General features: G+C 49.3%; 23 protein-coding genes. 6 read left to right on the top strand and 17 right to left on the bottom strand.

What is annotated here, in order from left to right:
• Positions 1-81 precede the first annotated feature (81 nt).
• The 6 genes from OHJ21_RS18280 to leuB form a co-directional block, all read right to left on the bottom strand.
• A complete protein-coding gene (locus tag OHJ21_RS18280) occupies positions 82-1,044 on the bottom strand; it encodes an aldolase catalytic domain-containing protein (RefSeq protein WP_100538967.1) in 963 nt (320 codons plus the stop codon).
• Between the two features lie 142 nt (positions 1,045-1,186).
• Entirely contained in the window at positions 1,187-2,704 is a 1,518-nt protein-coding gene (locus tag OHJ21_RS18285; RefSeq protein WP_486020788.1) for a leucyl aminopeptidase, read from the bottom strand.
• Positions 2,705-2,788: 84 nt separating this feature from the next.
• Positions 2,789-3,913 (bottom strand): ATP-binding protein, encoded by a 1,125-nt coding sequence (locus OHJ21_RS18290; RefSeq protein ID WP_100538969.1) that lies wholly within the window; start codon positions 3,911-3,913, stop codon positions 2,789-2,791.
• Between the two features lie 324 nt (positions 3,914-4,237).
• A complete protein-coding gene (locus tag OHJ21_RS18295) occupies positions 4,238-4,645 on the bottom strand; it encodes a hypothetical protein (RefSeq protein WP_486020790.1) in 408 nt (135 codons plus the stop codon).
• Positions 4,646-4,929: 284 nt separating this feature from the next.
• Entirely contained in the window at positions 4,930-5,469 is a 540-nt protein-coding gene (locus OHJ21_RS18300) for a peroxiredoxin (RefSeq protein WP_009593058.1), read from the bottom strand.
• Between the two features lie 174 nt (positions 5,470-5,643).
• Entirely contained in the window at positions 5,644-6,720 is a 1,077-nt protein-coding gene (gene leuB, locus OHJ21_RS18305) for a 3-isopropylmalate dehydrogenase (protein WP_076324535.1), read from the bottom strand.
• 171 nt (positions 6,721-6,891) lie between these two features.
• On the opposite strand from leuB, the gene OHJ21_RS18310 reads away from it, so the two are divergent.
• Positions 6,892-7,137 (top strand): hypothetical protein, encoded by a 246-nt coding sequence (locus OHJ21_RS18310; protein ID WP_486020791.1) that lies wholly within the window; start codon positions 6,892-6,894, stop codon positions 7,135-7,137.
• Positions 7,138-7,746: 609 nt separating this feature from the next.
• Positions 7,747-8,727: an aldo/keto reductase gene (locus OHJ21_RS18315; protein WP_100538972.1), complete on the top strand. Its 981-nt coding sequence runs from the start codon at positions 7,747-7,749 to the stop codon at positions 8,725-8,727.
• 196 nt (positions 8,728-8,923) lie between these two features.
• Here the strand turns inward: OHJ21_RS18315 and OHJ21_RS18320 are convergent, their stop codons facing one another.
• The 4 genes from OHJ21_RS18320 to ilvB all read right to left on the bottom strand — a co-directional run bounded on the left by OHJ21_RS18320 (position 8,924) and on the right by ilvB (position 14,020).
• A complete protein-coding gene (locus OHJ21_RS18320; RefSeq protein ID WP_100538973.1) occupies positions 8,924-10,462 on the bottom strand; it encodes a 2-isopropylmalate synthase in 1,539 nt (512 codons plus the stop codon).
• Positions 10,463-10,630: 168 nt separating this feature from the next.
• Positions 10,631-11,623 (bottom strand): ketol-acid reductoisomerase, encoded by a 993-nt coding sequence (ilvC, locus tag OHJ21_RS18325; RefSeq protein ID WP_036639716.1) that lies wholly within the window; start codon positions 11,621-11,623, stop codon positions 10,631-10,633.
• 167 nt (positions 11,624-11,790) lie between these two features.
• The gene (gene ilvN, locus OHJ21_RS18330; RefSeq protein ID WP_071222673.1) at positions 11,791-12,276 is read right to left on the bottom strand and encodes an acetolactate synthase small subunit; all 486 of its coding nucleotides are present in this window, start codon (positions 12,274-12,276) and stop codon (positions 11,791-11,793) included.
• Between the two features lies 1 nt (position 12,277).
• Positions 12,278-14,020, bottom strand: coding sequence for a biosynthetic-type acetolactate synthase large subunit (ilvB, locus tag OHJ21_RS18335; RefSeq protein WP_100538974.1), 1,743 nt, complete (start codon positions 14,018-14,020; stop codon positions 12,278-12,280).
• A 598-nt stretch (positions 14,021-14,618) separates the two neighbouring features.
• Here ilvB and OHJ21_RS18340 point away from each other — a divergent pair.
• A complete protein-coding gene (locus OHJ21_RS18340) occupies positions 14,619-15,068 on the top strand; it encodes a GNAT family N-acetyltransferase (protein WP_100538975.1) in 450 nt (149 codons plus the stop codon).
• On the opposite strand, the gene OHJ21_RS18345 is transcribed toward OHJ21_RS18340, so the two are convergent.
• From OHJ21_RS18345 to OHJ21_RS18365, 5 genes are all read right to left on the bottom strand, one after another.
• The gene (locus OHJ21_RS18345; protein ID WP_486020794.1) at positions 15,069-15,410 is read right to left on the bottom strand and encodes a hypothetical protein; all 342 of its coding nucleotides are present in this window, start codon (positions 15,408-15,410) and stop codon (positions 15,069-15,071) included.
• A 204-nt stretch (positions 15,411-15,614) separates the two neighbouring features.
• Positions 15,615-15,974 carry a 50S ribosomal protein L20 gene (gene rplT, locus OHJ21_RS18350; RefSeq protein ID WP_071222669.1) on the bottom strand — a complete coding sequence of 120 codons (360 nt, stop codon included), beginning with the start codon at positions 15,972-15,974 and terminating at the stop codon, positions 15,615-15,617.
• A gap of 30 nt (positions 15,975-16,004) precedes the next feature.
• Complete coding sequence (gene rpmI / locus OHJ21_RS18355) at positions 16,005-16,205, bottom strand: 50S ribosomal protein L35 (RefSeq protein WP_007127239.1); 201 nt, start codon at positions 16,203-16,205, stop codon at positions 16,005-16,007.
• A gap of 26 nt (positions 16,206-16,231) precedes the next feature.
• Positions 16,232-16,726 carry a translation initiation factor IF-3 gene (gene infC / locus OHJ21_RS18360; RefSeq protein ID WP_071222668.1) on the bottom strand — a complete coding sequence of 165 codons (495 nt, stop codon included), beginning with the start codon at positions 16,724-16,726 and terminating at the stop codon, positions 16,232-16,234.
• A gap of 280 nt (positions 16,727-17,006) precedes the next feature.
• Complete coding sequence (locus tag OHJ21_RS18365; RefSeq protein WP_009589322.1) at positions 17,007-18,245, bottom strand: glycosyltransferase family 2 protein; 1,239 nt, start codon at positions 18,243-18,245, stop codon at positions 17,007-17,009.
• Positions 18,246-18,911: 666 nt separating this feature from the next.
• Here OHJ21_RS18365 and OHJ21_RS18370 point away from each other — a divergent pair.
• Positions 18,912-20,039 carry an MGDG synthase family glycosyltransferase gene (locus tag OHJ21_RS18370; protein ID WP_100538977.1) on the top strand — a complete coding sequence of 376 codons (1,128 nt, stop codon included), beginning with the start codon at positions 18,912-18,914 and terminating at the stop codon, positions 20,037-20,039.
• Positions 20,040-20,156: 117 nt separating this feature from the next.
• Here the strand turns inward: OHJ21_RS18370 and trmB are convergent, their stop codons facing one another.
• Both trmB and OHJ21_RS18380 read right to left on the bottom strand, forming a co-directional pair.
• The gene (gene trmB / locus OHJ21_RS18375) at positions 20,157-20,870 is read right to left on the bottom strand and encodes a tRNA (guanosine(46)-N7)-methyltransferase TrmB (RefSeq protein WP_100538978.1); all 714 of its coding nucleotides are present in this window, start codon (positions 20,868-20,870) and stop codon (positions 20,157-20,159) included.
• Between the two features lie 191 nt (positions 20,871-21,061).
• Positions 21,062-21,244, bottom strand: a complete 183-nt coding sequence (locus tag OHJ21_RS18380; RefSeq protein WP_100538979.1) for a hypothetical protein — start codon at positions 21,242-21,244, stop codon at positions 21,062-21,064.
• A gap of 311 nt (positions 21,245-21,555) precedes the next feature.
• Between OHJ21_RS18380 and mnmL the strand changes: the two genes are divergently transcribed.
• Complete coding sequence (gene mnmL / locus OHJ21_RS18385) at positions 21,556-22,509, top strand: tRNA modification radical SAM protein MnmL/YtqA (RefSeq protein ID WP_100538980.1); 954 nt, start codon at positions 21,556-21,558, stop codon at positions 22,507-22,509.
• Positions 22,509-23,099, top strand: a complete 591-nt coding sequence (gene mnmM / locus OHJ21_RS18390) for a tRNA 5-(aminomethyl)-2-thiouridylate-methyltransferase MnmM (protein ID WP_100538981.1) — start codon at positions 22,509-22,511, stop codon at positions 23,097-23,099. Before mnmL ends, mnmM begins: the two co-directional genes overlap by 1 nt.
• Positions 23,100-23,101 lie beyond the last annotated feature (2 nt).

The raw sequence follows: 23,101 nt of genomic DNA on the forward strand, positions 1-23,101 counted from the left end.
GCAAACAGCATCCTTCCGAGGAGGGAAAGATGCTGTATTTCCTTGACTTATATAGGTAGCAGGGCTGCAAGAGCACCTTGCCTATTTCTTGTCGAAAGTCACTTCCGGCGTCGTCAATTTATCATAAAAATCCACAATTTTGTCTTTATCGTCCGAAGCACGGAGTGCCATGGCGGAGCGTGGATGTTCGTCCAGGGTGCCAGTAATCATGTAAGGCATGATATAACCCCACTCTTCTTTTTCGCGAAGAGGGATCATGTAGCGCTCGATAATGTCCAGTACCGGACGCAGCTCATACTTCGTGCCTTTCAGATGGGTAACCAGAAGCTCGGTCGGGCAGTTGCCGGCCGCACGTCCCATCCCGTACACGGATGCATCCAGAAGCTCAACGCCAAGATCTGCAGCGACCAGCGTGTTGGAGAACGCCAGCTGCATGTTGTTATGGGTATGAACGCCCAGACGTTTGTTCGGCAGATGCATCTTGAACTTATTCACAAGGTATTCCATGTCTTTATGATCAAGGCTTCCGTAAGAATCGACGATGTACACCACATCCACGACGCTCTCCCTGATCAGCTCAAAAGCTTCCAACAGCTCATTCTCCATCACGTTGGAGAGAGCCATGATGTTCAGCGTAGTCTCATAACCACGATCGTGGAAGGTCTGTACCAGTGCCAGCGCCTTATCCACGTCTTTGATGTAACAAGCGACACGGATAAGATCCAGCAAGCTTTCCTCGCGCGGCAAAATATCGTCTTCATCCACACGGCCGATATCTACAAGTGCGGACAGTTTGGTTTTACCTTTATGAGGAATCACTTCTCTGAGGAACTCATCATCCAGAAAACGCCAAGGGCCCGCTTGATCAGCGCCTTTCAGCAGTTTAGGCGAATTTTTATAACCGATTTCCATATAGTCCACGCCAGCCTCATTCAGGCCCGCATATAAATTTTGTACGAATTCCACACTAAAATCCCAATTATTGACCAGTCCGCCATCGCGAATGGTACAGTCTACAATCTTTGTCTGACTACTCTTAATCATTCTAAGCTAAACTCCTCTCGGCAATTTTTCTCTTCATCATACTTGAATGCCGGTTGAAAAGTAAAGCAAAAACGTCCGAAGGACGGACGTTTTTCAAAGGGGTATCGGACTGCCACTGCCTCTTCATTTCATAACAAGCGCTTCAATCCATGGCGACCTGGGCCTGCTTGAGTATCCAGTCGGTGATGGTGCGGACGAGCACGCCGGTTGCCCCTTTAGGATCCACGCCCCGCTCCTTGGATAAATATGCCGTACCTGCTATGTCAAAATGCACCCAAGGCAGCCCATCAGCAAATGTCCCCACAAAAAGACCGCCTGTTATCGTCCCGCCTTCTCGGCCCGTTTGATTTCGTAAATCCGCCACCTCACTCTTCAATTTATCCCAGAACTCCGGATAGGATGGCAGCGGCCATATTTTTTCGCCGGCCCTCCGGGAGGAGGCAATAAGCTCCTGTAAAAAGGTCTCATCATTGGTTACGGCCCCAGTGGCGATATCCCCCAGAGCCGAAACAACAGCCCCCGTCAATGTGGCCACATCAATCAATCGCGAAGCCCCGAGCTGCTTGGCATAGGTCATTCCGTCCGCAAGCACGATACGGCCCTCGGCATCCGTATTCAATACTTCGATGGTGCGACCGCTCAGTGTCGTGACGATATCGCCGGGTTTAAAGGCGCTACCACTCATCACATTCTCCGCTGACGGAATCACCATCACTACATTTACTCTGGGGCGAATCCGTCCCAGCGCTTCCATGACGCCCAGTACGGTAGCCGCCCCGCCCATGTCGCTGATCATATCCTCCATTCCGGATGCCCTCTTCAGCGAGACGCCACCGGTATCAAACGTAACCCCCTTGCCAACAAGGCCGACAACATCCTCCCACGTCTCCCGTCCCTGATAACGGATCGCGATCATGCGCGGTGGATGTATGCTGCCCTTACCGACGGCGAGGAGGCCGCCCATGCCCTTCTCGACAATTCCTTCCTCGTCCAGCACCTGGGCTTCAAAACCGTACCGTTTCGCCACCTGAAGCGACTTCTGGGCCAAGTCTTCCGGCAACAGCATATTGCCGGGGAGGTTCGTTAAATCCCGTGCCAGACAGGTCGCTTCCCCAATCGCTGCGCCTAATGACATCCCCTTTGTCCACCCGGCTTCAAATTCCGCGTCCATATCGCCTTCTATATAATAGAGGATTTCTTCTATATTCGTTTGCTTGGAAGCATCACGCTTATAATGAGGTTTGCGATAGCTTCCGAGGATAAAACCTTCAGTTAAAGCCTGAGCAGCATCTTGCGGAGTCTGTTCCGCAGTGAAGTTGATCATCGTATTCGGAATTTGAATGGCAGCACTGCGTACACCCGATTTCCCGGCGGCTTTTACCGCTTGTGCTGCAAGCAGCCGCAGCTGCTCGGATGTCAGAATTCCTTCGGGACGGCCCAGCCAAATTAATAGGCGCGCTCCGCCTTCGATGCTCTCCGGCCATACGAATGACCGATGGGGAGTGCCGTCAAATAACCGATTCTCGGTCAACTGTTTGAGCAGCGGATCCCACGACTCGGAAACACCGCCTTCCGCCGCTTGTTTTTTCGTTACGGGAACAATGATGGCATCGGTATGCACATACCCGGATGATAAACGGTCCTTTAATGTCCACTTCATGCGTTCTTCTCCTCCTAAAAAAGAAAAAGCCATTCCATCGGAACAGCTGCTCTCGTATTCATTTCAGGCACGTATCGTACAATCTTAGACTTCCGAAACGTCCAACTTGGGAAATGTAATCACAAACTCCGTCCCGGCACCTATCTGGCTATCCACGGCAATCGAGCCGCCATGGTTCCGGATAATACTGTAACTCACGGATAATCCAAGCCCCGTTCCACTCTCCTTGGTCGTGAAGAACGGATTGAACAGATGGTTCAGCGTATTCTGATCCATGCCGCCGCCGTTATCCGAAATACAGATGTTGATATGTTTCCCCGTATCGCGGGCGGAAATATCAATCACTCCGGTGATGTTCTCATCATGATGTTCATTAATTGCATCCAGGGCATTTTTTATAATATTCAGAATTACCTGTTTGATCTGCTTCACATCCACGGATATAAAGGCAGGTGGGGTCTTATCGGTATGCAGATTAATCTGGCATCCCTTCATTAAGGCTTCACTTTCAGTTAGCAGAACGACTTCCTTCAATAATGAGGATACGGACACAATCTTGGTTTCTGGAGCCGAGGGCTTGGAGGAATTTAGAAATTCATATATAATATCATTCGCACGATCGATCTCCGTAAGTATAATTCTGGCATACTCGTCCTTACCTAAACTTACGAGATGCGGACGAAGCAGTTGGATGAAGCCACGGATGGAGGTGAGCGGGTTGCGTATCTCATGGGCAATGGAGGCCGAGATCTTTCCCAGCATGGCCAGCTTATCGTTCTGATAAGCGGTTTGCTCAATTCGTTTGAAGTCGGATACATCCTTCACGCTGATCAGAAAATCGCCTTCCATCTGGTCCCCATAAGTCATCGTGATCAGCCACGATCTGCCATATTCATCAACCAATTCATGAAATCTCTTGCGATGGAATACCGTTTCCCGAAAAATGCGAAGTATTTTCCTCTTTTTAAATTTGGATAGCTGGGGATGACGCAACAGTTGGGTCAGCGTACAGCCAGTCAGCGACTTACGGGATACACCTAGTAATTTTGCCATCTGTACATTAACAAATGCCAACACACCGTCACTATCAAAGAGGATGATCCCGCTGTCGAGATTCTCCAGTATGTTCTCATACTTGTTCCTAATAAGCTGGCTGGAATGAAAAGAACGAATTGCCTGCAGCTCAGATTCACGGATTTGACTCAACAAGATGGCTCCCCCTTTTCTTGAAAAGTTGAACTCACCAAACCGACAAAAAAACTTGCAAAACTCAGCTTGTCCGCCTTTGAATCAGAAGCAGCCCGAATCTGCTTCCTTCCATGATAGTCATCGAGACAAAGAAACGTCAATCAGAAATCCTGTCGAAAAATGGAAAATTGCATAAAAATACCATTCTCCACTCTTATGTATTTTTGTTTATGTATTGTATATAACCCCTATTTTCAAACAACTAATATAAACATTACCCCCTTTTGTTTGATTTGAAACATTAAAAAAGCCCCGGGCATTCACGAGGCTTTATTAATTCCTGCATTAAGGTTGCTTCTGGAGCCGGAGCCTGCGCTGACTCATCACGGCAAGCCGTCTTTTCAGTTCGCCCTGCCACTTCTCATCCTCCATCCATTTGGCAACCACCAGGAGATCTAACGACATATCAATCTGACTCTGCACCACCATTAGCGGATCCTCCGACTCCCGGTTGACAACATTCTCAAAAATCGCATCCTCATCTTCCATCACATAATCCTGAAAATCCACCTGGGATGCTCCGTCACCATGGGCATATTCAGCTAATATTTCATACTCATTCTCTACCCGATGATGGACCTCGACGCGATGGCAGACCGGACAAGACAGCAGGGGAACATTATGTACTTGAGTGCGATAATGCTTCAGTGTACCCTTTGTACCCATCATACTAGCCCCACAGCAAAAACTCATATCGTTCACCCTCCTTTTGTGGATTCTCTACCGTTTCAAAATATTGTATTCGCTTTCAGTCCCGCTAATTCCTTCATGAAAAAAACCTCGATTAAAATTTAGGCGCGATTCCCTAAACATAAGTCTGTAAGCCTATATATTTAATTATATATCAACGCAGAATGCGGTTCTCTAAACAAGAGTCTTCCCCTATTTCATCCAATAAAATCAGAGGTGAAAAAACCCCCATTACCTGCACATAATGTCAGATAATGAGGGTTGCCTTCACTTTTAACGAAATGGAATTACAGGTTGCTGTCGCCTGGTTTCCAGTTCATAGCGCACAATCCGCCGGATTGAAGTGCTTGAAGAACGCGAAGCGTTTCTTCTACACTGCGGCCTACGTCGTTATGGTTAACCACTTGATATTTCAATTCGCCTTCTGGATCGATGATGTACAAGCCGCGCAGAGCAACGCCTTCTTCTTCGATCAGAACACCGTAGTCTCTTGCTACATTTTTGGTGATGTCGGAAGCCAGCGGGAAGTTCAATGCTCCCAGACCATTCGCTTCTTTAGCTGTGTTGATCCAAGCTTTGTGGCTGTGGATAGAGTCAACACTTACACCCAGAATTTCAGTATCCAATGCTTTGAATTGATCGTAAGCATCGCTGAGAGCCGTGATTTCAGTTGGACATACAAATGTGAAATCAAGCGGATAGAAGAAGAATACGAGCCATTTGCCGCGGTAGTCGGACAGGCTTACTTTACCAAAATCTTTACCGTCTCCTGATACAGTTTCCATTGTGAAATCAGGAGCCGCTTTACCAACCAAACGTTCTGCCATGATTGAATTCCTCCTTAACATATGTAAGAAAATACGTGTATTTTCTACATGCTATGTTCCTATGAACATTTAATAGAAATGTTATCATTGAGGCTAATCAAAGTCAAGATTGTAGACGTTACTTTATTATAATTATTATAAATAAGGAATTTCTTTGAACGAACGCTTCCTTTATTAACGGATAGCCGCGGCGATCAAATCGCCCATTTCCGTCGTGCTGAGCGCTTTGCTCTTATCCACGGCAATGTCTGCTGTCCGGTGTCCGGCATCAAGCACCTCGGCAACTGCGCGTTCAATTGCGTCTGCCGCATCCTCGTAGCCAAACGTGAGGCGGTACATCAGCGCTACGGAAAGAATCGTTGCGATTGGATTCGCCAAGCCTTGGCCTGCAATGTCCGGTGCCGAACCGTGTACCGGCTCGTACAGACCGAAAGCCCCTTCGCCCATGGATGCGGATGCCAGCATCCCGATGGAACCTGTCAGCATGGCTGCTTCATCGCTTAGAATGTCGCCGAACATGTTCTCGGTTACGATCACGTCAAAGCTGGACGGACGGCGCAGAAGCTGCATCGCGCAATTGTCTACCAGCACATGCTCCAGTTCCACGTCCGGATATTCAGGAGCGATGCGGTTTACCGTTTCGCGCCACAAGCGGGACGTTTCCAGCACGTTCGCTTTATCGACGGAAGCCAGCTTCTTCCGACGCTTCTGTGCAATCTCGAAGGCTTGATGGACGATGCGCTCTACCTCCGCCGTGTTGTATACGCAGGTATCTACCGCTTCTTCTCCACCAGCGCCTTCACGTCTGAACTTCTCACCGAAGTATATGCCTCCTGTCAGCTCACGAACGACCATCAGGTCGGTACCTTCCAGAACTTCAGGCTTCAATGTGGACGCATCCTTCAAGCAATCGAAAATGACAGCCGGACGCAGGTTGGAGAACAGGCCAAGCTCTTTACGGATGCCAAGCAATCCCGTTTCCGGGCGAAGCTCCTTCGAATTGTTGTCCCATTTCGGTCCGCCCACCGCACCAAGCAATACGGCATCGGCACTTTTACATACATTCAACGTTTCTTCTGGCAGCGGCGTCCCCTTCTCGTCAATGGCAATGCCGCCAAACAGGGCATGTTCCGTCGTAAATGAATATCCGAACACCTCTTCGGTACGTTTTATGATCTTCTCCGCTTCCGCCACTACTTCAGGACCGATACCGTCTCCGGCAATTACCGCGATTTTTTTCGTTTCTGCCATTCTTCGTCACTCCTTATTTATATATACACTGGTCGTATTTAATCATCTAGTTACTGTTGTAACATACTTCCCCCTCGATTGACCAAGATATAGAAACTATGAACTTAATTCGTTTTGCCTATAAGTAGGGGGAATGTGATCAGGGAGATGACAGCGTGAAGAGTTGTGCAGATGCTCGAAGAGTTAATATCGCGAGAGCGACTTAATATCGAGAGCGGCTTTAATGAGAGCAGCTTTATGCAAGAGCTTCGAAGAGTTAATGTGGGTGGCTCCGATTACGTATCGTTCCTCCAATCGCTGTTGTCGCCGAATTTCAGGGTTTTATTGTTAAGGGTTGAAATTCGGCTCCAAAGGCGACCGCTTCGCTTTTCCGGAATCGATTCGTCCTCTCCGCTGCTTCGAAGCCGAACGGATTAGCAGGCTCAACGGAGAAGAGCGAATCTCCCCGACCACAAGGGTGGTGGGAGTTTGAAGAGCCGCCCTATGCATAAGCATAGGGCGGCTCTTCAAGGAAACATCTTGTTGGGAGCTCGGTTACTCCTAGACTTTCTTTTTGCTGGTTGTTTCTTGCTTCTTACTTCTTACTTCTTACTTCTTACTTCTTACTTCTTACTTCTTACTTCTTACTTCTTACTTCTTGAGCTTTGATGCTTGCTCCTGCTACTTTTGATCATCCATCCATCTCCCGCTTCTGCCTTTAACTGGCCAACCAGAAAAGAGAGAATGTATATTACAGGTCTGCTTGTTGGAACAACTCGTTACGATCAGGTACCTGAATGGGATGCTTCTTCTGGAAATCGTTGAACAGTCTTTCCCGGAGCGTAATAACTGTCCATGCCCTTCATGCTTTCGTCCGACAAGTTGCTCTGGAAGAATTTGCTGTTGTAGAGCGAGGTTTCATAGCCCTGATAAACCTCATCACTGCTCCAGAACTCTTCACGCCGTTAGTTACATTTTTCTGCCAATACGCTACAATAGGGGTGAATTTGTCTTATACCCTAAACGACCAAGGAGTGATCATCGATTATGAAGTACGCAGCTCTAGGTAAATCCGGTATGAAAGTAAGTCGTCTGTGTCTGGGGACAATGAATTTCGGTCCTGCTACGGATGAAAAGGAGGCCTTCCGCATCATGGATGCAGCGCTTGACGCTGGCGTCAATTTCTTCGATACGGCGAACATCTACGGCTGGGGCGAGAACTCCGGCCTGACCGAAACCATCATAGGACGCTGGTTTAACCAAGGCGGGGGCCGCCGCGAGAAAGTCGTTTTGGCTACCAAATTCTACGGCTCCATGAGTGATCCTCTGGATGGCCCCAACAATGAAGCCGGACTGTCAAGCTATAAACTTCGTCGTCATCTCGAAGCATCGCTCAAGCGTCTGCAAACGGATCATATCGAGCTGTACCAAATGCATCACGTCGATCCTTCCGTCACTTGGGACGAGCTGTGGGGCGCTTTTGAGGTTGCGGTTCATCAAGGAAAAATCGGATATGTCGGATCCAGCAACTTTGCGGGCTGGCAGATTGCAGTTGCGCAAGCCGCGGCCCAAAGCCGTCACTTCCTGGGCCTCGTTTCCGAGCAGCATAAATACAGCCTGACCTGCCGATTGCCGGAACTCGAAGTGCTTCCCGCTTCGCAGCAGCTCGGACTCGGCGTTATTCCATGGAGCCCGCTGGACGGGGGACTGCTGGGACGCAATGCGCTTAAAAAAATCGAGGGCTCGCGCAGCGGAGGAAACGCGGAGCGCGTGGAGAAGCACCGCTCGCAGCTGGAACAGTTCGCCTCACTCTGCCAAGAGCTCGGCGAACCACAGGACAACGTCGCCCTTGCTTGGGTGCTTAAGAACCCGGCCGTTACGGGACCGATTATCGGACCTCGCACGCTGGAGCAATTCGAAAGCTCCCTGCGCTCGCTTGAGATCGAACTCGATGAATCCGTGATGAAACGTCTGGATGAAATATTCCCGGGTCCGGGCGGCGCCGCTCCGCAAGCCTACGCCTGGTAAGATTCGGCTTTTCGCTTCCACAACCATGATGGTTAAGGGCTTGGTGTAAGTGTCTTGATACCGCAGTACAAGACTGGCCAACAGCATAAATAAAACAAGTAAAAGAGGAGCCGCTTCAACAGTGGCCCCTCTTTTTCATGGTATGCTCCTTCAGCGCTCACGCTGCAAGCAGAGCTTCCATCACACCAAGTATGGATTACAGTGTAGCGCGCTCGCGCCGGCTAAACGTTTTGCGTTTCTCGATCAGCACATTAACCGCATCCACGTAAGCTCTTGCGCTCGCTTCCAGGATGTCGGTGCTCAAGCCGCGGCCTTGCGCCGCCACGTCGTTCTGCGACAGCACCACATGCACTTCGCCTTGAGCATCCTTGCCGTGCGTAACCGATTTGATCGAATAATCCGCAAGCGTAACTTCTTCGCCGGTCACCTTGTCGATCGCGTTATAGATCGCGTCCACGGAACCGTTGCCCTCAGCCTCTTCCTCAATCGTCTGATCCACGGTCGCAATGCGAACCCGCGCCGTCGGCGTTGATTCATTGCCGTAAGCAACAAAGATCGTTTCCAGCTTGAACACTTCCGGCGTATCGATCAGTTTCTCTTCCAACAAAGCCAGCAGATCCTCATCGGATACTTCCTTCTTCTTGTCAGCCAGCACCTTGAATTTGGCGAATGCATCATTCACCTGTTCTTCGCTCAGCTCGTAACCCAGATCCAGCAGCTTCTCACGGAAAGCATGACGGCCGGAGTGCTTGCCTAACACCAGCTTGCTTTCTTTGAGCCCAATGGACTCCGGCGTCATAATTTCGTAGGTCGTCTTCTCTTTCAGCATGCCGTCCTGATGAATGCCGGATTCATGAGCGAATGCGTTCGCGCCGACAATCGCTTTGTTGCCAGGCACAACCATACCGGTCAGCTTGCTCACAAGGCGGCTCGTGCGGGCGATTTCGGTCAAGACCAGCCCCGTCTTCGCTCCGAAGAATTCGGAGCGCGTCTCGAGCGCCATTGCAATTTCCTCGATGGCGGTATTGCCTGCACGTTCACCGATTCCGTTGATCGTGCCTTCGATCTGATCGGCCCCGTTCAGAATGGCAGCAAGGGTATTCGCCGTCGCCATGCCCAGATCGTTATGGCAGTGCGCACTCAGCTGCACCTTCTCGATATCCGGAACATTTTCCTTCAAGTATTTGAAGATGGCCCCGTATTCCGAAGGGTTCAAGTAACCCACGGTATCCGGAATGTTCACGACATTGGCGCCTTCGCGCACAGCCATGCCTACGACCTCGGCCATGAAGTCAAGCTCTGTCCGGCCGGCATCCTCCAAGGAAAACTCCACTTTGGAAAAGTATTTCTTTGCATAACGGATCGAGGCCTGCGCCGTTTCCAGCACCTGCTCCTTCTCCATCCGCAGCTTGAACTTGCGGTGAATCGGGGAAGTCGCCAGGAACACGTGTATGCATGGATCCTGTGCTCCCTGAAGCGCTTCGCGAACCGCATCAATGTCACTCTCTCTGGAACGAGACAATCCAATGACCGTGACGTCTTTAACCGCTCGTGCCACTGCGTTCACAGCAGCAAGGTCACCGGGTGACGCCGCTGGAAACCCTGCTTCCATGCGGTCGATTTTCAACTTTTCGAGTTGAAGGGCGATCTCCACCTTTTCCCGAGTGTTCAAATTCACGCCAGGAGACTGCTCTCCATCTCTCAGCGTTGTATCAAAGACATAAATCTTTCGCATGTCGGCACCTCCTTGAAGTTTATCGCTTGACGTAAACATCCGGCGGCAGGTTGATTTCATCCCCTGCCGCCGGCTGCTTAATCTAACGGGTCCCATGCAGCAGCACCATCTTATCTCATGCTTGACTGCTCTATACCCGGAAGAATTCCTTATGAATTCTATATATTCTTATTTCTTGATCCAATGCATCATTTCGCGAAGCTCCGCACCAACCACTTCAATCGGATGCTCGGACTCGTTACGGCGGGTAGCTGTCAGGAAAGCACGTCCCGATTGATTCTCAAGGATAAAGTCGCGAGCGAATTTACCTTGTTGAATATCGGAGAGGACTTCTTTCATTGCCTTCTTCGTATCTTCGGTTACCACGCGCGGGCCTGTTACATAGTCGCCGTACTCCGCCGTGTTGCTGATGGAGTCGCGCATGCTTGCAAGACCACCTTCATAGATCATGTCCACGATCAATTTCAGCTCATGCAGGCACTCGAAGTATGCCATTTCCGGCGCGTATCCAGCTTCAGTCAATGTTTCAAAACCGGCTTTGACCAATGCGGATACACCGCCGCACAATACCGCTTGCTCACCGAACAAGTCGGTTTCGGTTTCTTCGCGGAAGGAAGTTTCGATAACGCCTGCACGAGTACAACCGATACCTTTAGCATAAGCAAGACCGATCGCCTTAGCTTGTCCAGTTGCATCTTTCTCGATTGCAATCAATCCAGGTACGCCAAAGCCTTCAACATACGTACGGCGAACCATGTGACCTGGGGATTTAGGCGCAACCAGAAGGACGTCGTTGTCTTTAGGAGCTACGATTTGACCAAAATGAACGTTGAAACCGTGGGAGAACATCAGTGCCGCGCCTTTTTTCAGGTTTGGCTCGATATCGTTCTTGTACACCGATGCTTGTGTTTCGTCCGGCATCAGGATTTGTACCACATCTGCACGGCTAACGGCTTCAGCTACAGGAAGCACTTCGAAACCATCATTTTTCGCTTTGTCGAACGACTTGCCTTCACGAAGGCCAATGACAACCTGAAGTCCGCTGTCACGCAGGTTTTGCGCTTGAGCATGACCTTGGCTTCCATAACCGATAACCGCGATTGTTTTGTCTTTCAACACGCTGAGTTCTGCATCTTGTTCATAATAAGTAGTAATTGCCATTTGTATAAGTCCTCCTTTGATTTTAAAGACCCTTCATGATGAGCGGGTATCTCAATAGACCGAATCCATTCTCGATCTGCTGAGACACCCGCTCATGACATGCAGGTGTCTAACGCTGATATTAGCTATAATTTGTGATCCCGGTTCAAGACAATCGTATAAAATAATTACGCATTACCGCGAATCATCGCGGTAACCCCGGTACGGGAAAGCTCCTGGATGCCATACGGCTTAAGCAGCTCGATCATGGCATCGATTTTGACGGTATCGCCAACAACCTGAACCATCAGGTTGGCTGTGCCGATATCCACGACGGATGCACGGAAAGTCTCGACAACGCCCATAATTTCCGGTCTGGCCGAAGGCTCGGCTTTTACTTTGATCAGGGCAAGCTCTCTGGCTACCATCGGTTTCGAGCTCAGGTTGATGACTTTAATGACATCGATCAGCTTGTAAAGCTGCTTCTCCACCTGTTCCAGCGTCGTTTCATCACCCGTGGTTACGATGACCATCCGGGACAGGCCGGATTCCTCCGACTGCCCCACGGTAATGCTCTCGATGTTAAAGCCCCTGCGTCCGAATAACCCGGATACGCGCTGCAGGACACCCGGCTGGTCGTTCACTAGTACGGCAATGGTATGTTTTGTACTCATCTTACGCATCCCCCATCAGCATTTGATCGATTGTCGACCCTTGCGTCACCATCGGATACACGTTCTCGCCTTTCTCTACAACGAATTCAACGAGGACGGGTCCCGGTGTTTCCATCGCTTCGGCCCAAGCACGCTGTGCTTCTTCTTTCGTGGTGGCACGAAGTCCTTTGACACCGTAGGCTTCAGCCAGCTTGACGAAATCAGGGCTGCCTGCCAGATCGATGTGGCTGTAACGGTTATCGTAAATCAGCTCCTGCCATTGACGAACCATGCCAAGCACCTGGTTGTTGATGACAACGATTTTTACCGGAATGTTGTTGATGGCACAGATGGCAAGTTCTTGCGAACACATCTGCATGCCGCCGTCCCCGTTGATCGAAATGACCAGGCGATCCGGATGGGCCATCTGGGCACCAATCGCGGACGGGAATCCGAAGCCCATCGTTCCAAGACCGCCGGAGGTGATCCAGGAACGCGGCTGGTTGAACTTGTAATACTGAGCGGACCACATTTGGTGCTGACCAACGTCAGTCGTTACAATCGCTTCACCCTTCGTGGTGTCGTTCAGCATTTCGATAACCCATTGCGGCTTCAGCACCGTATCCGAATCAACGTAACGGAATGGGTATTCGGCTTTCCATTTTCTGATCTGGTCTCTCCAGGCATCTGCTTTCGCAGCGTATGGAACGAGCGGATTCAGCATCTCAAGCACGGTCTTCACATCGCCGACAATCGGGATATCGGTTGGCACGTTCTTGCCGATCTCTGCCGGGTCGATGTCGATATGAACGATCTTCGCATGTGGCGCGAATCCGTCCAGCTTGCCTGTAACCCTGTCATCGAATCTCGCCCCGATGTTGATCAGCAGGTCCGACTGCTGAATACCATGATTCGAGGTGTAGGTTCCGTGCATGCCCGGCATTCCTGTCCACAAGTCATGACCGCTCGGGAAGGCACCCAGACCCAGAAGGGTTGTCGTGATCGGAATCCCGGATTTATTCACGAATTCGTACAGACCTTCATGAGCTCCGGAGTAAATCACGCCGCCGCCGGCAAGAATCATAGGACGCTCGGCTTCCTCAATCGCACGGGCCAATTTATCCAACTGAAGTTTGTTTGGTACCGTCCGAGGATTATATCCTCTCAGTTGAATTCGTTCTTCCGGCTGGAACAGCGTGGTTGCCGCGGATACATCCTTCGGAATATCGATCAGTACCGGACCTTTGCGGCCGGTAGAAGCAATATGGAAGGCTTCGTGAATCACCCTTGGCAGATCCTTTACATCTCTTACCAGATAACTGTGTTTCGTAATCGGCATCGTGATGCCCGTAATGTCCGCTTCCTGGAAAGCGTCCGTACCGATCAGGGTTGTTGCAACGTTACCGGTTATCACAACGAGCGGAACGGAATCCATATAAGCTGTTGCGATACCGGTCACAAGGTTTGTTGCCCCCGGTCCTGAAGTCGCTATGCACACACCGACTTTGCCGCTTGCGCGAGCGTAACCGTCAGCTGCATGAATGGCACCTTGTTCGTGACGGGTCAAGACGTGATTGAAATCCTCAAAACCATACATGGCATCGTAGATGTACAGGACCGCTCCGCCCGGATACCCAAAGACGCATTCGACACCTTCGAGCAGAAGACTCCGAAGCAAGATTTCCGATCCGGTAATCACTTCAGGCTTCAACCATTTCTCTCGTAATTGTTCTGTAGACCGCACTTCTGGAGTTTGCGCGCTCATCAGTCATCCTCCTCTCAAATATTGGCACTCTTCCTTCAAGCAACAAAAAAACCTTCCGTCGCCACACCCGGAGTATCTCCGTGTGAGGGACGAAAGGTTTAGCTTCCGTGGTACCACCCATGTTTGCCCTACACTTCGCAGTGTAAAGCCTCAGCAGGTATGAAGAACACAATGAACACAGCTCTTCAATATCTGCAGTCCGTAACGTGGACTAAGACGATTCCCCCTAATAAACGCTGTTACGACTTAATGCGATAAAGTCATAGCGTAGCATCTTTCAGGGAAACAGCTCCGAGGTGAGCTCGTATAAAAGGGGTTTTGGTGGTGGTTTCAGCTGATCCATCCACTCTCTGAGCAAAAGAGCCCTTTAAACTTCGTCCTCATCATTGCCGATTGGATATATTCGTTAAAATGTTTAGAAACATTATATGATTCATTCATTCCAGAAGTCAACACATTTATTTTACTTCCGATGAAAGGTTTTCATTCACAATTGGAGCAATCCCTTCTCCTCCTTGATGCAAAACACGCTCTTAAACCCTGCTACATATGATAAATGGAGCTATCCTTAATAGCGGTGAAGGGAGGAAACAACACGATGATCCGCTATCGAACACCGGAGCTGGATGATCCGATGATTCTACAACTCATTGAGTCCCAACTCGTCCCGCTTTCCCATATGACCAAAAAAGAGCTGGACATCATCCGCAAGGATATTCCCTCTCGATTACGACGCGGCGTGACCCTTGTTGCTTCGCCTCAGGATAACGATAAAATCATTGCCTTTATCCATTTTATGATGCACGGCGAACTGCTGTATATCGATATGCTGGCCGTCGCATCCACCGCACAGCGAAGACGGTGGGGTGTCCGATTGATGGAACATGCCGAACGTTTCGCTGTATCCCGCGGATGCAAACGCGCCAAGGTTATGGTGGATATTGGCAACCATACCGGACTTAACTTTTACCGAAAGCTTGGCTATACGGTGACAAGAATGATCGAACCCAGCCGATGTTATGAGTTGGAGAAGATCTGGTTCCTCTAATTACCAGAAGAAGCCTGGTCCGAAACCAGGTCCAAAGCCCGGCCCGAAGCCGCCATACCCCGGTCCGAAGCCGCCGTATCCTCCCGGATATCCACCGAATCCGCCACCATAGCCTCCACCGAACGCATAAGGTGCCGTCCCAATGGCAAGAAGGTCAAACAATGCGAGCGGAATAATCGCCTTGGTCTTCACCTTTTTCCCCTTGGTTGCCGGTTCTACAAAAAGGCGGTTGCCGGAAACGCGTACCAGCTTGCCTGTCGCCATGGTCCCGTCCTTCTTATACGCTACGATCTGTTTGCCCACATATGATTTCACTTTTGCCCTGCTGACAGGCTTGTGCATAAGATCCCTCCTCAGGTAATATACATTTCAATCTATTCCGGAAGGAGTTCACTTGCTTGTTTCATGGCCCTTACGATGGCTAAAGATAGGTAAAAAACTCCTCATGCCCATCATTCAGCGCTTACGATGCCAATGTATGACGGACAGGAGCGCAAAATAAAAAAACCGCCGTAATATTACGGCGGTTTCTTCATACACGTATAATTAAGCGTTCACTTTTTCTTTAGCTACAGTAGCCAAAGAATTAAACGCGTTCAGATCATTCACAGCCAGATCAGCCAGCATTTTACGGTTAATGTCCACGCCAGCAAGCTTCAGACCATGCATCAATTTGCTGTAAGACAGACCGTTTTGACGAGCAGCCGCGTTGATACGAACGATCCACAATTTACGGAAATTACGTTTCGTAGTACGACGATCCCGGTATGCATAAACGAGGGATTTCATGACCTGCTCGTTCGCTGTTTTAAAAATGCGGTGTTTGGAACCGAAATAACCTTTCGCAAGCTTCAATACTTTTTTATGTCGACGACGAACGACAAATCCGCCTTTAACTCGTGCCATATCAAAAGACCTCCCAATAATTGTTGTTTACTATTTCAAGTTAGCCAGACCTTGCTTCAAACGTTTAACATCTCCAGGCGCCATAACTGGGCTATTGGACAATACGCGCTTCGCACGCTTGGATTTGTGGGAAAGCAAGTGGTTTTTGTAAGCTTTATAACGTTTAACTTTACCAGTACCAGTAATCTTGAAGCGGCCTTTCAGGCTGCTATGTGTTTTCATTTTAGGCATTGTAGTACTTCCTCCTCTAATTTCTCTTAGGCTTTTGGAGCCAAAATCATAATCATGCTTCGGCCTTCCAATTTCGGTTGACGTTCAATGACACAGAGATCGGCCACTTCCACCTTCACGCGCTCCAAAATCTTTTGACCAATGTTAGCATGGGTGATTTCACGACCACGGAAACGCACAGAGCATTTCACTTTGTCGCCGTCTTTCAAAAACTTAACGACATTGCGAAGCTTGGTTTGATAATCATGCTCCTCAATGTTGGCTCGGAACCATACTTCTTTGATATCCACAATTTTCTGGTTCTTACGTGCTTCCTTCTCTTTCTTCTGCTGCTCATAGCGGAATTTACCGTAGTCCATGATGCGGCATACCGGCGGTTTCGCCTGAGGGGCCACGTTCACCAGATCCAGATTGAGATCAATTGCCATTTGCAGTGCTTCACGAATCGGCTTGATCCCGATTTGCTCACCTTCGGCACCAACCAAACGTACTTCCTTGGCCCGAATCTCGTCATTGATCATATGTTCCTTACTGATAGTCCTCCACCTCCAAATTACTTGTTGTTCCTGTTTGCAAAAAAAATAAAGGGATGACGGGTTAATCACCGACATCCCTATTTGATACTCATCTCACAAATGAAGTTAAATCCATTCATTGATTTCGTGATCAAACCAGCCAACACATGTCGGTCAGGTGAGAAGCGGCGCTTCTGCTTGCAATCAGATATTCTGTTTAACAGACTAGGATAGTATAACAGGTCATCCTATCTTCTGTCAACACAGATGGAATAAAAAAATTGGATCAGCCTTGTTTGCTTTGAACTTCTTCAAGACGCACAACCCGGGTATGCTCCGTATGGCTCCACTGCTTGTTGTTCTGCGTGAAGAACGCATACACCGTGATGGGATACCACGACAGCAGGTAAATCGGGAACAGCACCAGATACATGTACACCTTCTTGTACTTCACCTTCTCCAGAATCATCGCGATCATGAACGTGAACACATTCGCCGCGATCGCTGTAAAGCTCAGCCATAGCGGTAAATAACCGTACAGGTTCGCGATATTCGGACCATTGAAGAATGAGCTGTCCACCCAGATGATGGCCGTCAACAAGAAAGTCAGCAGCACGATGTAAACGTTGACTCCGTACAAGGCCAAATCCAGCTTCACAAGGCTGCGTTCTTTAATGGCACGCCACAGCAGCGGGAAGAAATAACGGCGGGCAACCGTAAAGTGACCCTGCATCCAGCGCAGGCGTTGTCTGGCCGAAGCCTTAAACGTAAGCGGCTTTTCGTCAAATACCTTCGCGTCATAGTTGAACTTCGGATACACCCCGCGCATAACGCTGCGCATCGTGAACTCCAAGTCCTCAACCAGACTGGTTGCGCCCCAGCCGATCTCCTTCAAGAGATTGGTCTCAAAGCACATTCCCGTACCGCCAAGGAAGTTCGCCATGTTCAGATTGCTGCGGGAAAGCTGCCACAAGCGGTTGATATACCAGTAAGACACCCCATAAGAAGCAGTGATCCAGGAATCCTCAGGGTTCTTGGTATCGATATATCCCTGGATAACTCTCGCTCCAGAGCAAAGATCATTGTTCATTTCGTTCAAGAAATTCGGATCCGCCAGATTATCGGCGTCAAACATGACGACCGCGTCGTACTGCCGCGGCATCGCCCAGAGCTCTTTCAGCATCCATTCGATGGCATAACCTTTGCCTCGGAGATTCTGATTCGTACGCACGCATGCGTTCATCCCGTGGGCACGGACGATCTCTGCTGTACGGTCTGTACAGTTGTCACAGATGACAAATACGTCGTACAGATGTTTTGGATAATTAAGCTGTTTCAGGTTCTCCATTAATGCCCCGACAACCTGTTCTTCGTTATGCGCAGCAACTAACACTGCAAATGATTTATTGGGTTCGAACTGTTGTTTCTTTTTTCTTTTGACCAGACCAAACAAAGAGAATACGAACTGGTACACACCCACCGCGGCCAAGAATAGTTGGAGCGCGATAAAGATGGCGTCTGTCATGATTCTCCGTTACCCCCTTTTTATAACCCGAGAATGTTTGTTATTTTTTTCTCTCTAAGTTTTTCGCTTTTTTTGTTGTTGCTATGACCCTGTGACTTGTGTCTGTCCTTCTAGTAGCCTCGGTGCCGCGGGGCAACTTTGCACGTCATACACGATTTTCCACACTTTTGAATCTTTTGTCAAAACCGTGGAATGCTCTAATTTACGGAAAAACTTCGTAAAAGAGCTCAGCTTGCAATCCCGTTTGCCAGCAAGCTTCGTTTCAAACGGCTTTAGTTCTTATTTTCATCCGTTTTCTTGCTTTTTATTTCTCTTGGCTGCCCATTTTTTCTTTTTCGACTTGTCCGTTAATAAATAAACGCAACAGACACCCAAAAAGTTTTCGTTTTTTCAATGCTCTTTCTCTAATAAACTTTTTGATGTCCGTTTGAATCATTGTAGCGGCATCTCATACTCAAGTCAAAAGACCACGGACCCTGATTTTCTACAAAATGCGCGCCGCTGACTAACTCCTTAAGTAGCAAGGTGCCAGCGAGCAGCTTGCCGAATAAAGTTTCCGCTTCCGGGACCAAAGTCCCTGAAACACAAGCGGAGAATGGTTGATTTCTTTTCCCAAAGTCGATATGTTAAAGTTAAAGAATAACGCTGCAGAACGGGTGAAAAGTAGTGGCTAAAAAAAGAGTCTTGCTGTTATCTGAAGGGTTCGGTGCAGGCCATACACAGGCCGCTCATGCACTCTCCAGCAGCCTGCGCCAGTTATCGCCTAGCGTACAGACCAAAGTTCTCGAGCTCGGGAGCTTCTTGAACCCTAAAATCGCTCCACTGATCATTTCGGCCTACAGAAAGACGATTACAACTCGCCCACGATTGGTCGGGTACATGTATCGCCATCAAAAGTCCTTTAACCGCTTTACGGCTTTAGCTCTTCACCGAATGTTCTACACAAGCACCAAAAACGTGGTTAGACAGCTCAAACCCGACATCATTGTGTGTACCCACTTTATACCAAGTGCGGTCATCTCGCGTTTGAAACGGCTGGGCATTGATGTGCCTCTGTGTACCGTTATAACCGATTATGATGCTCACGATACATGGATTAGTCCTGAGGTCGACCGATATTTCGTGTCCACGCCGGAAGTGAAGCGAAAACTGCTCAATCGCGGGGTGTCGCAAGCCAAAATTCAGGTCACCGGCATTCCGATCCATCCCGACTTCTGGACGCATCCGAGCAAGAAGGAAATCAGGGAACGATTTCATCTGTCCGATATGCCTACCGTGCTTGTGATGGGCGGAGGCTGGGGCATCATGAATGACGAAGTTGTGCATGAATTTTTGACCCGATGGCGGGAAGAAGTACAGATTATATTTTGCCTCGGCAATAACGACAAGGGACGCGAGGAGATGGAGAACAATCCTCGGTTCCAGCATCCGAACATCCGGATTTTGGGTTTTACGCGCGAGATCGACAAGCTGATGGAGGTGTCGGATCTGCTCGTTACGAAGCCTGGCGGCATGACATGCACCGAAGGCCTTGCCAAAGGAATCCCGATGCTGTTCCATCAACCTCTTCCGGGGCAGGAAGAAGAGAATTGCCAATACTTTACGGCGCAGGGATTGGGTGAGCCTATCCACTCGCTGGAGGTTATTGGCAGCTGGATGAACAAACTGCTTCATCAATACGACGTAATCCAACAGCAACGGGCGCAAAATTTGCGAGACATCGAACGATTCCATCCGATGCAAAGCGCACGCAGCATCATCGATATGCTGGAAAACGAAAAGGTGTACTCCTGAAGAGGAGCACACCTTTTTTTGCGTCGTTTTTCGCGAACATGTCATCGCAGTTGATAGATTTCCTACTATTATAATAGATGCAAACGCTATCATTGGGAAAACGCTAGTGTACGGACGTTATTTACCGTATTTTTCAAGGCGGTTCTTATGGTAGGAAGCAAGTGCTTCCTTGCCGACAATAGCCTCGCAGCGATGAATCTGCATACCTTGACCGACGAATTTGGTCTCGTATTCTGTCATTACGTGTTCTTCGTTCAATCCGTCACGATGCAGATCCAGCGAAATGTTCGTCATTTGCAAGCCATAATCGGCAAATGCATTCAGGGAGAACTCAAAGAGTGTAACCGAATCGGTCTTGAAATGAATTTCCCCGCGCTCGTTCAGGATCTGGGAATACTTGTCCAAAAAACGCGGATGCGTCAAACGACGGCGGGCATGCTTCGATTTTGGCCACGGATCACTAAAGTTCAAATATAAACGTTCGATCTCGCCGGGTTCAAAAACCTGCTCGACGTTCTCGATATTAAACAGCGCCAGCTTCAAATTCGGCGGGGTATCGATACCGTCCTGAGCCCAGACATTGCGTCCCTTTTCGCTTGCACGGCGAATCAGCTCGTCGTACATGTCCACCCCGATAAAATTCACTTGCTGATGCTTGTAACTCATCTGGCTGATAAATTGGCCCTTGCCCATGCCGAATTCAACATGAATCGGAAGGTCATTGCCAAATAATGAAGCCCATTTTCCTCTATATTGACCGGGGTCCAAAACGACCAGGTCTTCCTGCTGCTCCAGATTTTCCCGTATACCTTTTCTTCCGCGTAAACGCATGTCATACCTCCGAAACTTTCCAAGTAAATTTAGAATGATATCCCGATACTGCATTTATTGTGACGAAGTTAATCCCAAAAGTAAAGAGCCCCATAGAAAAAGGAACCTATGCTCTGCTTAACGCAAAGGATTTAGGTTCCTCTTTCTTATATTTGGAATTGGGGTTCCGCGATGGTTAAACTGTGAATAATCTACCTTTCTTCCGACGCAAAATCAAACGTCTTCTCAAAGGCGGCCCGAATCTTGCGACGTGCCGAAGCCTTCACATCCTGGTTGGAGTTAAACTCCACGCCGGTAAGGGCTAAAGCTTCGTTCGGGGTAAGCTCCACAGCGATTTTGTCTCTACTCTCATTCTTTACTGTCGATGAATTCATTCGTAATCACCTCACGGTATTATTGTATCCATGACGTCACACAAATATGAATCCTATCCGATATATACCCATGCCAAAATTGCTTGAATCATATATTTATTTTTCTATTTTAAATATACCAATTATATGCAATTCATTCAAGTAACAACATTTTAATTAGGCTTGAAGACCTGCATATAACGCAAAGTTTTATTTTTTGTTACAATGGACATATCTGCTTAAGTAAAGGTTAAGTCAAACATGTATACTTGGAGGCACGGCTATAGGCTGTCTGTCTCTATTCATCTTATGCGGCTATAAAAGGAGCACACATGAGTACACCACTTAAACCCGCCCCAACGTTATGGGGCGACAAACGATTTCATACATGGAATTACGAAATGCGCAGCCAATTCGAGGAAAAAGTATTCAAGGTTATGCTGGATGCGGGCTTTACGTGCCCGAACCGCGACGGCACGATTGCCAAGGGGGGGTGCACCTTCTGCAGCGCCCGCGGCTCCGGTGATTTTGCCGGACGGCGTCGGGATGATCTTGTTACCCAGTTCAACACCATTCGTGACCGGCAGCACCAGAAGTGGCCGAGCGCCAAGTACATCGGTTATTTCCAAGCCTATACCAATACCTATGCTCCGGTCGAAGAGCTTCGGGAATACTATGAAGTCATTCTCCAGCAGCCGGGTGTTGTCGGCTTATCGATCGCGACACGCCCCGATTGCCTGCCTGACGACGTCGTGGAATACTTGGCGGAGCTGAATGAGCGAACCTATCTCTGGGTGGAAATGGGCCTGCAAACGATCCATGATTCCACCTCCGAGCTGATCAACCGTGCCCATGATACCGAATGTTATCTGGAAGCGGTCGAAAAGCTGCGCAAGCATAACATCCGTGTCTGCACACACATCATTTATGGCCTTCCGCAAGAGGACCATGACATGATGCTCGCCACCGGCCGAGCGGTCTCCAAGATGGATGTGCAGGGAATCAAGATCCACCTGCTGCACCTCATGCGCAAGACGCCGATGGTGAAACAATATGAGGCCGGGCTGCTGCGGTTCCTGGAGCAGGACGAATACATCAGCCTTATCGCAGACAGCCTGGAGCTCTTGCCCCCGGATATGATTGTTCATCGTCTGACCGGAGACGCTCCACGGGATCTCTTGATCGGCCCGACGTGGAGTCTCAAGAAATGGGAAGTGCTTAACGGCATTGACGCCGAGCTTAAACGCCGGGATACATGGCAGGGTAAATTGTGGGGGGGATCCTGATGGGCTTCCTCTCGGTTTTGAGTTTTGCCCACAAACTCGTGTCCGAAAGGCTGCGGCCTGGAGACATTGCGCTGGATGCGACGGCCGGAACCGGGGCCGATACGCTGTATCTAGCCAAATGCACAGGCTCAAAGGGCAAAGTGTACGCTTTTGATATTCAGGAACAGGCGCTGCAGCTGACTCGTGATAGGCTGGACAAGGAACCCCCAGACACCCTTGCAGAGGTTACTTTTCACCATCAGAGCCATGCGCTTATGGGAGAATGCGTACCTGAGCGCGAGCATGGCCGCATGGGTGCGATCATGTTCAATCTCGGTTACCTTCCGTCAGATTCATCGGATAAACGGATCATGACGGAAACCGCCAGCACACTGACGGCTCTGGAGGCTGCCATCGAGCTGCTCCGCCCCGGCGGCATTATCACCATCGTGCTGTATCCAGGCCACAAGGGCGGCGATGCCGAAGCGGACGCCGTGTTGGCCTGGGCGGCGGAATTGCCCCAGCACAAAGTGCAAACGATATTATATCGTGGTCTTCAGCGTTCCGAAGCGCCATATCTCATTGCACTGGAACGGAAGAAGCCGATATGATA

Source organism: Virgibacillus sp. LDC1, from assembly GCF_025792345.1.
Lineage (GTDB): Bacteria > Bacillota > Bacilli > Paenibacillales > Paenibacillaceae > Paenibacillus_AQ > Paenibacillus_AQ lautus.